The organism is Epilithonimonas pallida (genome assembly GCF_900182975.1).
In the GTDB taxonomy this organism is placed as follows: Bacteria; Bacteroidota; Bacteroidia; order Flavobacteriales; family Weeksellaceae; genus Epilithonimonas; species Epilithonimonas pallida.
This window is the reverse complement of the sequence record NZ_FXUO01000007.1, coordinates 1-13747: the sequence shown is the minus strand read 5'-3', so window position 1 is coordinate 13747 and position 13747 is coordinate 1. Positions and strand designations below refer to the sequence as shown.

The following is a 13747-nucleotide window of genomic DNA, read 5'->3' as shown; positions in this document are numbered from 1 at the left end:
CAAAGAATTATATTTGAAAATTCCTATTTCGAAAGAAATATTCATATCCTTTAAAAAAAATAATTTAATAATAAAAATGGAAAACAATATCTTAGACTGTGTCATTGTAGGTTCCGGACCAGCTGGTTTCACAGCCGCAATTTATGCAGGAAGAGCAAACCTGAAACCTGAACTTTTCACAGGACTGGAACCAGGCGGACAATTAACAACAACAACGGAAGTAGAAAATTTTCCGGGTTATCCGGATGGAATTACCGGGCCGGAAATGATGCTTCAGTTGCAAAAGCAGGCGGAACGTTTCGAGACCAAAGTTCATTACGAGATGATTTCCAAAGTTGAGTTTTCCAAAGTTAGAGGTGGCATTCATAAACTGAGTACAGGTTCTCGTGAGATTTTGGCGAAAAGTGTCATTATCTCCACAGGTGCGGCGGCGAAATATCTGGGACTGGCTGATGAGAAAAAATATGCTGGCGGCGGCGTTTCTGCGTGTGCCACTTGTGACGGATTTTTTTACAGAGGAAAAGATGTAATAGTTGTGGGCGCTGGAGATACAGCTGCAGAAGAAGCCACTTATCTTTCCAAGATTTGTAACAAAGTCACATTGTTAGTAAGAAAAGACCATTTCCGTGCTTCCAAAGTAATGGTTGACAGAGTTTTGAGTACACCAAATATCGAAGTGAAATACAATCACGAGCTAATCGGCATCGAAGGTGAAAACAACTTGGTAGAAAGAGCTAAAGTGGTTAATAATCTGACCAATGAGGTTTCTACAATAGATGTTCACGGGATTTTTATTGCTATTGGTCATAAACCCAATACAGAACTTTTCAAAGGACAAATCGATTTAGACGAAAACGAATATATCATTACGGAAGGCAAATCTGCAAGAACTAATCTTCCTGGTGTTTTTGCAGCCGGAGATGTTCAGGACCACCATTACAGACAAGCAATTACAGCTGCTGGAAGTGGTTGTATGGCAGCAATGGATGCAGAAAAATATCTCGGTGAATTAGCAGGCGAAAACCATACTTGGGTTGAGCAATAATTGAAAGATTATTTAATATCATAAATCAAAACCGTCCCGAAATTTTCCGGGACGGTTTTTAATAAAGAACTATTACAAAAATTTGATTTATGATGAAGTGTTTTTTGGAGGAATAATTACTTGTCGCTAAAAGCCAATTTTGCATTAGTATTAGGTCTACTTACAGTTCTTTTCTCGTCTTTATTATGGATCTTGTAGTACAAAAATGCAATGAAGGTTGGTTTGTGATAGATTTTATAATACCTGTATTCCGTATGGAAATGTCTGAGGTTAATTTTGTAAAAATCATAACCGATGACAACCAAAAGACAAATGCTTATCACATAAAATACCCGGAATTCCAAATGATAATAAGTCAATCCTGAGAACACAGCGCCAAGAACATAAGCCGTCATTATGCTTAGCAAAAGCTTAGCCTTACCCATCAATTCAGGGTTTTTTCTGAATTTTTTCTGTGTAAACATAGATGCTAATATCCCTAGATCAGTTGTTGTACCAGTTAAGTGGGTTGTTTTTACAGAGAAGTTGGAGATACTAGCTGTTAAACCGTTTTGTAAACCAGTTGCAAATAGCATTAATGCTACCAAAGCTTCCGTTTCTTCCAGGGTCTTTCTGTAATAAAATTGTCCGTAGATTCCTACCGCCAAAAGACAAAGGATTTCCAGTATAATTGGCAATGCGTGTGCAAAATATTTACTCTTTTTATTAAAGTTGATGACACTCATATTAGCTACAAATCCACCAAAGAAGAATAAGAAAATCCATCCGCCCACAACGGCAACCTGTGTCCAGTTTCCCTGGCTGATTTCTGCTGCCAAGATTGCGTAATGTCCTGTTACGTTGGATGTAAAAGATAAGAATATCAATAGAGATGCTATATTTATAGTTCCTGCGGTGAATGCAGTCAGCGTCCCCAGTCTGATGTTGTCTCCCAACGTTCTGCTGTTACTATAATTCCTTAACATAATTTATTATTTAAAATTGATTTGATGTGTTTTTGAATATATTTTTTACAAGAAAACTTCTGCTAATCTTCCTTTTTCAGGAACAAATTCCGGCGCCTGTGTTAGAACTTCGATAGCATTGATATGCTTGCATTTTTTCAAATATGGTGTTACATCAAACTGACCTTTTTTCAGGTTTCTGCTTTTTGTTGATGAGAAGTATGCCTGGTCTATCGCAGCAGTTTCGATATAACTGTTGAAAGTTCTCTGGAAGCTACCTGTGAAGATGTCACAAGTGATTTTGTTGATCAGGTTCGGATATTTGTTGTTGATAATGCTGTAAGCATCGCAAAATTCCTTAGATCTTATCTTTTCAAAAATCGAACTTTTGGTGGTGAATAAGAGATCTCTGATAGAATCGCCCAGATCGTATCCCGAAACGAAAAGAATATTGTATTGATTCTCGTCATTCTGTTCCGTTTTATTTTTAAGAACTTTTTTCAGAATTTCAAGAGATTCCAGAGAAAAATCCGTAGCAATTAAAATGGTCTTGATCATAATATTGTGATTTAATTGGTTTTGTTACTTTTTGATGATACAAAACTATAATGACCAGATTAGAATACTTTTGGAACGAAATTAAAATGTAATTAAAGAGATTAAAATGAGATTAGAATTTCAAAAAAGAAATTAATTGATGAGAAAAATATAAGCTTGCTGCGGACAATTCTACGTTTTATTCGGTCGGAACATAGATCGGAAAACGAATCTGAACTGTCGTTCCCACATTTTCTTTGGAATTCACGATCAATTCGCCATTATGGATTCGGATAATATTTCTTGCTAATGGTAAGCCTATTCCGTAACCTTCATAGTTTTTCGTATTCGAAGCACGGAAAAACGGATCGTAGATTTTATCCATTTCAGAATCCGGAATCCCGATTCCGCTGTCTTTGATAATGACGTAAACGTGATCGTCTGTTGCACCAAGGGAAACTTTAACCTGTTGAAAATTAGAATATTTGCAGCCGTTATTGATGATGTTTGCCATTGCAAGATGAAGAAGCTGCTCGTTACCCTGGACTTTCAGTTTTTTAGGATTTTCTGGCAACATACTGATATCCATAAAAACATTATTTTTGGAATTGATCCTTGTTGCCGTTTCGATAACGTCCCAGAGCAGCTGATCCATTCTTACTTTGTCCATTTTCTGGATTTTACCGTCAAATCCTGTTTGGGCGATCATCAGTAAAGCCTTGATTTTCTTGTCCAGTTTTTCGGCTTCATTCAGAATGATTTGAAGCGTTTCCTGGTAATGCTCTTCTGATCTGGGGATAGACAACGCAACATCGGCTTCTCCCATAATCGAAGTCAAAGGTGTTCTGAGTTCGTGAGATACATTTCCGATCAGATGATTCTGTGTTTCAAAGGATGTTTCTATACGGTTCAACATATCGTTGAAGGTGTCAACCAGTTCATTTAATTCTTTGTTTCCTGGCTGAGGTTCTAGTCTCAGATGCAGATTCTCTGAACTGATTTCTTTTACTTTACCTGTGATTTTAAGAATCGGACGGAATAGTGTTTTTGATAGGTAAAAAGAAAAGATCATTGAAAAGAAAAGCGCAAGAATCATACATGTGATTAAAGTTCTTTTCAGATAACCAAGATAATAGACTACATAATGGTTTTGAGCAGATGCAATGGCAATGTATGTTTTATTATCAGATTTGAAAGACTGTCCTATATAATAGAATTCTTTGTCATTATAATTGGCTTCTCCTTTTTTGACAATGCTTTTGAAAAAACTATCCGGAATATGGATTTGATTTGATATCTGACTGTAATTAGAATCCTTCGGAACCTCGAATACATAATCTTTTTCCATTGGGAGCTCTTCGTCATTCAGACTATTCAGAATATGATTTTTTGGGATGTCGAGATGTTCTTTACTTTTCTCGATTTGGACAATCGTCGTCGCCCGGATTTTTAGTAATTCATAAAAACGCTGATGAGAAAAATTAACAATGGAAAAATATACCAATCCACTGAACAGCAGAATGACGACTGTGAAAACAAGCATCAGGAGAAGCATTGTTTTGGTTTGATTGGTAGGATTTCCTTTCAGCATTGTTTATGATTTTTTGAGTACATAACCCATTCCTATTACAGTATGAATCAGTTTATCATCTTCCTGATTATCGAGTTTTTTTCTGAGATAGTTAACGTAAACATCCACAACATTGGTTCCCAATTCATAATTAACGCCCCAAACTGCTTCCAGTATTTCTGCCCTTGATATTACTTTTTCCGGGTTATTCAGGAAATAGAGTAGGAGCTTATATTCTGTTGAGGTTAATGAGATTTCTATTCCGGCACGAGTCACTTTTTTGGTATAATCATTCACTGTCAGATCCGAAAATTGATAGATGTTTTTATCATCAATTTCGTTTGGTTCTGTTCCGTTATTGTGGCCACTTCTTCTGAGAAGGGATTTTATTCTGGCAACTAGCTCTATGAATTTGAAAGGCTTGACAAGATAATCATCGCCGCCACTTTCTAATCCAAGCACAATGTTTTCGGATGAATCCAGCGCTGTTAAAAATAATATAGGAACAATTTTATTCTTCTTCCGGATTTCTTTGCAGACTTCCAAACCGTTGATGTCTGGTAACATTATATCCAGAATAATCAGGTCAAAATCGTTATCATCGACCAATTTGATACCTGTTTTACCGTCCAGAGCTACGGAAATCTCATAGTCAAGTTCCTGTAACCCTTTTTTGATAAAGGAAACAACACTGGATTCATCTTCTATCAGAATAATTTTTTTCATAACTAATTCTACAAAAATATAAAATTACTGTTAGCGGAGAAATTTGAGATTATATAAAGAAAATTATTTTATGTTATTAACTTTTTAAAGAGTATATTTTTTTAGTCTAAATAATTATAACAGATTATTATTATGAACAGACTTGTCTGTTCATTTTTTATTTATATTTGTTACAAATCTTACAAAATGCATCCACCTCGTGAAAGAATCCTGAATACTGCCTATACTTTATTTCATAAGCAGGGTTATAATAATACCGGGATTAACCAGATTATTATGGAGGCAAACGTTTCCAAAGCAAGTTTTTATGCCCACTTCAAATCAAAAGATGACTTGTGTATAGAATTTTTGAATAAAAGATTTGATTATTGGGTGTCGGAACTCGAAAACTTCACAAAGCCTGCCTCTTCTTTGCGGGAAAAAATTCTCAGTTCCTTTGATTTTTTGATGTACATGAATGAAAAGGAAAATTTCAGAGGATGCAGCTTTCTCAACCTTCTCTCTGAAGTGCCAGAAGAAAAATTGGCTATACATACCACTATACGCGATCAAAAGAAAAAATTGAGAGATGCCTTCGATATCGAAATCAAAGATGAAATTTTGTCAGCACACATTTATCTCCTTTTTGAAAGCTCCATTATTACCAGCCAGCTTTACAGATCGAACGAATTAATTGTAAAATCCAAAACAATACTTATTGATATCATTAAAAATCTAAACTAAAAAACTCACAAAAACTACAAACTATGAAAAATAATATATCATTGGAATCCTCTGATTCCGCTATATTTAGATTTTGCATTTTAGTAATACTATTGATTGGTCCGTTTTTATTCTCACAAGTAGGCATTAATACGGTGGCTCCCAAATCGACTCTGGAAGTTGTCGCAAAAACGAATGGTGCTTTACAAGTCGAAGGTCTTATGATCCCAAGATTAACCGGGGATCAAATCAAAACGATGACAGCCAACCTGGAATCAGGAACCGAATCTTTAATGATTTATGCCACATCAGCTCCTGCGGTTTCCAATGCAAGTGTTGCCAAAATTACCCAGGCAGGATATTATTACTGGAATGGGACAATTTGGGAAAATATTGGTGGATTGACGTCCAATATTTATACAGCGGACGGAACCATTACAACCGCACAAGCAGCCAGAAATGTAGAACTGAACGGCAAAAATCTCATTTTTTCAGGTGTCGGAAGTGTGGGAATAGGGACAGCTAACCCTTCCGCAAAGCTGGATGTTGCAGGGACAGTAAAAGCCAGCGCGGTGGATTATAATTCGGATGCAAGATTAAAGCAAAATATTACTCCAATTGCCAATGCGGAAGAAATTTTACTACAATTAAATCCTGTTTCTTATTTCTGGAACGAATTGGGTAAGAAGAAAGGCGGAAATGGACAGCTTCAATATGGTTTAATAGCGCAGGAAGTGGAAAAAGTGCTTCCCAATATTGTAAATACAGATTCGGAAGGCTATAAGTCTGTAAACTATAATGAATTGATTCCGCTTTTACTCAAAAATGTTCAGGAACAGGATAAGAAAATCAAAGAATTACAAAAAGAGATACAACAATTAAAAAAGGGAAAATAGTCCCGGATTTAATGCTCTCTTCGATGTATTTGTAAGGTTGAAGTCTGAAAAGACTTTCAATAAATCATCAACTTGTAATTCTTAATACAATGAAAATAAAATTATATTTCCTTCTTTTTTTGGTAATCTTTCAACAAATTTTTGCACAAAGCGATTACTATTGGATAAACGGAGCCGGCGACTGGAGCGATCTGAACCACTGGCGGATCGGCTCGTCAACGGGACCGCAGGCGACTATTATTCCTTCCAGATATGATAATGTATTTATTACCAATTCGAGTGGTTTTACCGCAACTATGGGGATTATCTCAGGCTCATCGCCTATTTGTAAAAATTTTACCGTTCAGGATGGCTTTACCGGTAATTTTAGACTAACCACTGGTATTAGTATCTACGGAAATGTACAATGGCGGAAAGGTGCTTATCTATCAGAGAATACTGGTATGACGCTAATGTATGATAATACACAGATCACACCCAATCTTATAGATATACCCTCGGATATCTACTGGATAAATAATACTTCTTACGACGATTATGGTGGTTGGGGTTATACTAAATCGGCTTATGTTTATCTCACAGGAAACGGAAAATGGAAACTGATCAATGATCTTGGCGGTGATCATTTCGATATGGCATTGACGATACAAGATAACGCTTCGCTGGATACCAATAGTAAAAATATTACTGTAAAGAATTTCAATTACAACTCAAGCACCGTTTCTGATTTCGGAAATATCGTCATTAACACAACCTTTGCCAACATCAACGATAAGGTTAATCTTTCTAATTCCATAATCAATAATACCACGCACAGCTATTATAATAATTACAATATTAATAGTCCCGGATTAACTTTTACAAAACAACAGACCGTAAAAAAAATTACTTCGAGTGCCAATATGTACAAGCCGGTAATTAGCTCTACAATAGGAGTTTTGAGTGTTGATGAAATGGTAATGAACAGTAATGCAACATTTAGTGGTTTGATTTCTGTAAATAATCTGAACCTTAATAATTTGATTTATTCTTTAGACAATACTAATATTAATTACTATCTTCAGATAAACCAAAGCTTTACCGCCAATGTATCTTGTAAAGGAATATCACCGTCACTTGGGATTTCCAACAGCGGTTATACTTATAAAGGAAAAATAATAGCACCGGCAGGCGTGGCAATGGATTTTCCCAATTATAGCTTCACCAACATTAATGCAGGCGGAGGCGCTAACTATACTGCAGCCACAGATGGGGGCGGAAATATCGGCAACATTACCTATAACAATTACACTTCCCATACCTATTATTGGATAGGCGGAGCCGGCAACTGGTTTGATCCTTCTCATTGGTCTTTGACCTCTGGAGGTACACCTGCAAATTGCGTCCCGATGAGATGGGATGATGTCTTTTTCGATCAGAATTCCGGGACAGGGCTAATTGTTTCTGCAAGTAATGGTCAAAATACAGAATTCCGGGATATGAAATGGCTGAATGTTCCTGGAATCCCACAATGGAATGTATATACCGCAACCTCTTATGGCAGTGTTTACCTGCAAAAGAATATGCAAATAAATACAACCAATACCAGTTTTAATTTCTCAGGAACATCTTCATCTGCGAATTATTATATAAGCTTTGAAGGAAACACTATGGCATATATTACTGTTAACGGAGTAGGGAATTATTATCTGGTTGCTCCCAATACAGCTGGTGATTATCATTTAAAATCCATTGGTGCCTTTAATTTCAGTTCCAATGGGGCAGCCAATCTTTTTGCTGATAACAGTAAAATAAATGTTCAGCAAATGACTTTGGGCGGGAATTCGGTTTCAATAAGCAATTCGGATATTACTGCAACCAATATTACTATTTCCTCTATACAGGCTATTAATGCTCAAAATACTACTGCCCGAGTTGGCGGAGTTACAGTTAATAGTGATACCAATAATCATTTCATTGATAGTATTATTTTTAATGGCACTGGAAACGTAGGTGTTCGGGGAAAAATTTCTGCCAATACGATGCAGGTCGTAAGCGGAACAGATTTTCTTCTTAACGGGTATAATACATCCAATTCTACAATTTCTACTAAAAGCTTTATTCACAGCGGAACAGGAGGAATAATTTTCGGTAATTACGGTTACAGTCCGTCTTTTTCTGTTACCGATGTATTTCTTTTTAACAGAAATGCTTGTTCTTCTATGCAGAATATGAGCGGGATCTCATCTGCCCAAAAGGGAAAATTGGTGTTGGGAAGTAATGTCAATGGTAACGGAATTGTTCAGCTCAACAGATTAAATATAACCAATATAACGGCGAGTGGAGCAACTGTATTAGCAGATAATTCTATTGATAATGGGAACAATACAGGAATAACATTTACAGCACCTACCGGAAAAAACCTGTATTGGGTTGGCGGTGCCGGAAACTGGGAAGATCCGGCACATTGGTCTGTGGTAAGCGGAAGTACTGATCCTGCTAATCGTTGCGGGCCGCCTACTATTTATGATAATGTCTTTTTTGATGCCAACTCAGGGTTGGTAACTGGCAGTAATATTATTCTTAATAATTATGCAAGAGTGAATGATATGACATGGACGGTTCCTGCTCCAGCTACAGGAATAATGTATATGAATAGTTTTTCCATGACGATCAATGGTAATCTGTCTCTGCAATCTAATTTTTCGGTCAGTGGTAATTTTGGAGATACTTACAAATACTGGTATTTTACAAACTTGGGTAAACCTGCAGGCGCTTTAAAGACGATCAATATGTCGGGAGTCAATGGGATTTCCAATTTAGATTTTACGGGTAATGCCACATGGGCAGTGACCGGGACAATGAAAAGCGATTACAGTATTCGTCAGAATACAGGTGCTACATTGGATTTTACTAATGTAACAGCACAATCTCTACTGATGAATTTTTCAGGAGAAAAACTGATACTCAACAACAGTACTATTAATGTAAACTCAGTAAGTGTAAATACCGTGCAGCCAATACAGGATGTTAATAGTGTTATTAATATCACTCCTATATATTATCAATATCTGGAATCCAGTTTTAATGCCCGGAATCATTATATTGAAAAAATAAATATCAAATCAACCTATCAGGATAACTCTTCTTATCCCGGATATTATGCCATTTTCAGTTTTCCTCAGGGTACCATCAATGAACTGAATATACTACCTTATTCAAGTTCGAATGCTTATACCGGACCTGGTTTCCGCACCCTTCATATCGCAAGCCTGAATAAAGTAAACACACTTAATATCAGCGGAAAAAATACGGTTTCTTTAGGAAGTAATATCTATGTTCAGCAAAAAATGAACATATTAGGAGAATGTAGCTCGGATAAGCTGGCAATCATAAGTTCTGATGCCACATCAAAGCAAATTGTAATCCCAAGCTACAATGCAACGGATTTTAAGATTACAAATTCATACCTCAAAGGGCTTTCTTCATCAGGAGGACAAACCTATGAGGTGAGTGGCAGTATCGATGCGGGTAATAATACCGGCTTCAACTTTAATGCGGTTCCGGCAGGTCGTGATTTATACTGGATAGGAGGACAAGGTGATTTTGACGATGCTCAGCACTGGTCTTTAACTTCGGGAGGAACTCCAATCGTCGACTGTTTTCCACCGCGTGCTACGGATAATGTTTTCTTTGATGTCAATTCCGGATTTACAGCTGCACAAAACAGGATATATATATCAGGTAACAGGAATGTGAAGAATATGACGTTTGATAATGCTCCTAATAAACCCATTCTACATTTTGGAACAGATCCTTATCGGGTATATTTATTATCCATATACGGAAATCTTACATTACAAAGTGATGCAACTGTTAGTGTACCATCCGGATCTACAGTTCCTTTCAATATTATAATGCAACAGAGCTCAACTCCCGGAATAACCCGATATATTGATGCCAAAGGGGTAAGTACATTAATCAGTATCGCTGCCACTCAGGATTATTTTGAACTTCAAAGTGCTTATAATGGCGGACTCGCAGGGACAAATGTAAAAGGTTTTAAAACTAATAATAATTCTTTAACGACTTTAAGCTCCTCTAAATTTGAATTAATTTATCCTCAGAATATAGCTCCTGTATTGAACTTTGGACAATCAGTTATTAATAGTCCTATCTTTACTATTGATTCCTACAACAATTATCCGGTAACGATAAATGCCGTCGACTCTAAAATAACAACGGGTAACTTCTATGTTCGTGTAACAAATGTAAACAACTTCGGAGATGTGACGATAACAACGGCAGGTACATTAAATGGTGGAACTCCTGTTCATAATTTCAATAAAGTAACTTTCCTTGGAAGCGGTACACTATCATCAAAAGGTAATTACAAAACTTTATATTTCAATCCCGGAACATATACCATCGCCAGTGGACAAACCATAACAGAAAATCTTTTTATGACAGGAACTTCATGTAACAGGATTAACGTGAGCAGAACAGCTGCTTCCGGTCAAACTATCATCAATCTTGATCCGGCAGCTGCTTATACTATGTTTTATGCATCTGTAAAAGACATGAATTTTTCACGTCCTGTCAGTGCTTATGGAAACAGTCAGGATTTGGGAAATACAACTAATCTTACCATTGTACCTACCAATGTTCAGGCAGTTGGATTTGGCGGTAACAAAACATTGTGTTCGTCAGAGTTTCCTAAGACATATGATGCAGCAGCATTATACGGAACAGATCCAAATGCATCATATACCTGGACAAAAATTGGAGCACCGAATGCCGGAGTCATCAGCACTTCGCCAACGGTTACTTTTACCCAGCCGGGAAATTACAGTGTAAAAGTGGTGTATGCTCAGGATGGATGTAATATTACAGAAAACTTTACGATTTCGTCTGTTGCATCAGCGGTAGATAATACGTCTACTACTGTAATCAGTGCTTTGGTTCAGGCTACGGGTGATGTTGTGGTAACTTTTAAAGGAAGCTTAACCAATCAGACATATATTTTCACATACAGCATCAACAATGGTCCTGATATGGAAATCACTTCCAATGCAAACGGTGTGGCAACACTTAATCAGCCAAGAAATGTTGTAGGCGCATTTGTCTATCATCTGAAAGGGATTCGATTTGTAACAGGTATGGCTTGTCCTGTTGCGATAGCCAAAGATATTGTAGTGAACATTAATCCTGATTGTACAACACCAGGAGTTGTTCAATTGTACGGAAGCGAATTGAGGGGCTGTACAGCAAATTCCGGAGCAAAACGATTGGCAGAATTATCTTCAATTACTATTGCTAATCAACCTATAGATGTCAATGTGACACAATTAATCCCTGGAATAGGAATCGTCATCAAAGAAGGAACCGACATTTTCTTATTAAGAAATAAAGAAGCCTTACCGGAAGCGCTTACCTTACCCGCGAACAAACCTTATATCCAGGGAGCGGTTATTTACCATAATGATCATTTTTACGAAGGTATTGATAATGGTAAATGGATAAGGATTGATAATGAATAGAATATTTCAAATGAAATAATTAATTAAATAAAACACAAGTACAGATTCTATCAACACACTTTGAAAAAAGAAGGTCTTAATGATCTTCTTTTTTATTTATCCTTTGGTAAATTCGGACGGACTATTTTGTAAATTTTTTGTTATAATAGTATGTCTCTTTTTTTTCAAATTCTGAATTTGCTGACATATTTAGTGACCTTTAAAAGGATAACTGGTGATACATTCTGATTTTAATTCTAGCGCAAAAAAAAACGCTATAAACATTGATGTTTACAGCGTTTTAACTTATTTTGGTTTCCCAACTGGCGGAGAGTGAGGGATTTTGTACCCATTTCTCATCGCTTTATGGATAAGATTTTCGCTGTAGCATCTCTGTGAATGGCCTCAAATAGGACATTTGCAAAAAAGTGGTAAAATCCTAATTTAAATTTTACGTAGTAAAACTAGGAATTTTCGTTTGAATTTGCAAGTAAAGATTACTAAATTTTGAACAAGTTTTTTGAATTCATATTTGAAATTTAACAACATTTTTTCTTTTAAGAAATTCCTCAGATGAAATATTCCTAAAAGAAAACGAAGAAAAAACCGAAAAAAAAGAAAAAAAGAAAGCCTTTTGAAAATGAGCGTGGCATTCTGTCAAGGTTTTTTGGAAAAAGTTTTTGCGTAGATAGTTATACGCAAAAACTTTTTCTGAAAATCCGGAGGGCTTGACCTTGACAGAATTTAGGTGGTGGACTGGTAAGCGAATTACCTTTGGTTTCTGTTTTTTATTTTAATTTGTAGTTGTAATTAGTTCATTCTTTCTTTTACAAAACTAGAAACGGTTAATCTGTGCACACCTAAAATCCTACCTATTGCAGAATATGAAACTTTCTTTTCAATCAATTCTTGAATCTTCTTTTCCTGACCAGTTAATTTTGTCTTAGAAGATTTACTACCCACAGGACGGCCTAAAATTACACCTTCTGCTCTTTTTCGAGCTAATGCTTCTTTAGTTCTTTGGGATATAAGGTTTCTTTCAATTTCGGCTGATAAACCAAATGCAAATGCCAACACTTTAGAATTAATATCACTTCCTAAGCGATAATTGTCTTTAATGGTCCAAACTTGAATATCACGATTCATACATTCATTAAGTACGCCCATAATCATCAGAAGATTTCTTCCAAGCCTGGATAATTCTGAGCAAATTAAAACATCTCCTTTTTTCATTTTTTTTAAAAGTTTTCCTAATTTTCTGTCATCAACATTCTTTGCTCCTGAAATAGTTTCTTCGATCCATTTGTTCACAACAATTTGTTGCTTGTCACAAAAATGATTGATTTCAAATCTTTGATTTTCTACTGTTTGTTTGTCTGTGCTTACTCTGATGTATCCGTAAATCATTTCTTTTGTTTAAAATTTTATACAATAATGGTATAAAATATATTATAACTGCCTAAAATAAATATAGACTATTAAAATAACATCTATATGAGCGATTATTTTAGACAGAATTCCTCATTACTGTCATTTTCAAATTCTGACAGTTGGGTAATTCTCTCTCCAATCGAACAGCAGATAAAGGAGAAAATTGAGAAGATTGGTACACCATTAAAAGATTGGGATATCAGAATAAATTACGGAATCAAAACAGGATTTAATGATGCCTTTATTATAGATGGAGCTAAGAGAAAGGAGCTGATTGATCAGGACCCTAAAAGTGAAGAAATTATACGACCGTTATTAAGAGGGCGTGATATTAAGCGATACTCATTTGAATTTGCTGATTTATATCTAATTACGACATTTCCAAGCTTGAAAATAGA

Annotated in this window: 10 protein-coding genes; 5 read left to right on the top strand and 5 right to left on the bottom strand. The window is 35.9% G+C overall.

Annotation, left to right across the window (positions count from 1 at the left end):
- Window positions 1-76: 76 nt before the first annotated feature.
- Window positions 77-1045: a thioredoxin-disulfide reductase gene (trxB, locus tag QOL71_RS13430; RefSeq protein ID WP_283417424.1), complete on the top strand. Its 969-nt coding sequence runs from the start codon at window positions 77-79 to the stop codon at window positions 1043-1045.
- Between the two features lie 116 nt (window positions 1046-1161).
- On the opposite strand, the gene QOL71_RS13425 is transcribed toward trxB, so the two are convergent.
- The 4 genes from QOL71_RS13425 to QOL71_RS13410 form a co-directional block, all read right to left on the bottom strand.
- Window positions 1162-2010, bottom strand: a complete 849-nt coding sequence (locus QOL71_RS13425; RefSeq protein ID WP_283417423.1) for a YoaK family protein — start codon at window positions 2008-2010, stop codon at window positions 1162-1164.
- A gap of 45 nt (window positions 2011-2055) precedes the next feature.
- A complete protein-coding gene (locus tag QOL71_RS13420; protein WP_283417422.1) occupies window positions 2056-2547 on the bottom strand; it encodes a hypothetical protein in 492 nt (163 codons plus the stop codon).
- Between the two features lie 178 nt (window positions 2548-2725).
- Window positions 2726-4117: a sensor histidine kinase gene (locus tag QOL71_RS13415; RefSeq protein ID WP_283417421.1), complete on the bottom strand. Its 1392-nt coding sequence runs from the start codon at window positions 4115-4117 to the stop codon at window positions 2726-2728.
- Window positions 4118-4120: 3 nt separating this feature from the next.
- Window positions 4121-4822, bottom strand: a complete 702-nt coding sequence (locus tag QOL71_RS13410) for a response regulator transcription factor (RefSeq protein ID WP_283417420.1) — start codon at window positions 4820-4822, stop codon at window positions 4121-4123.
- Window positions 4823-5008: 186 nt separating this feature from the next.
- Between QOL71_RS13410 and QOL71_RS13405 the strand changes: the two genes are divergently transcribed.
- The 3 genes from QOL71_RS13405 to QOL71_RS13395 all read left to right on the top strand — a co-directional run bounded on the left by QOL71_RS13405 (window position 5009) and on the right by QOL71_RS13395 (window position 11939).
- Window positions 5009-5545: a TetR/AcrR family transcriptional regulator gene (locus QOL71_RS13405; RefSeq protein WP_283417419.1), complete on the top strand. Its 537-nt coding sequence runs from the start codon at window positions 5009-5011 to the stop codon at window positions 5543-5545.
- A gap of 23 nt (window positions 5546-5568) precedes the next feature.
- Window positions 5569-6420, top strand: a complete 852-nt coding sequence (locus QOL71_RS13400) for a tail fiber domain-containing protein (protein WP_283417418.1) — start codon at window positions 5569-5571, stop codon at window positions 6418-6420.
- An 89-nt stretch (window positions 6421-6509) separates the two neighbouring features.
- Window positions 6510-11939 (top strand): hypothetical protein, encoded by a 5430-nt coding sequence (locus QOL71_RS13395; protein ID WP_283417417.1) that lies wholly within the window; start codon window positions 6510-6512, stop codon window positions 11937-11939.
- 789 nt (window positions 11940-12728) lie between these two features.
- Here the strand turns inward: QOL71_RS13395 and QOL71_RS13390 are convergent.
- Window positions 12729-13325: a master DNA invertase Mpi family serine-type recombinase gene (locus QOL71_RS13390; RefSeq protein WP_027383975.1), complete on the bottom strand. Its 597-nt coding sequence runs from the start codon at window positions 13323-13325 to the stop codon at window positions 12729-12731.
- Window positions 13326-13412: 87 nt separating this feature from the next.
- Here QOL71_RS13390 and QOL71_RS13385 point away from each other — a divergent pair.
- Window positions 13413-13747 (top strand): hypothetical protein (locus QOL71_RS13385; RefSeq protein WP_283417416.1); only part of this gene is annotated, 335 nt, incomplete at its 3' end.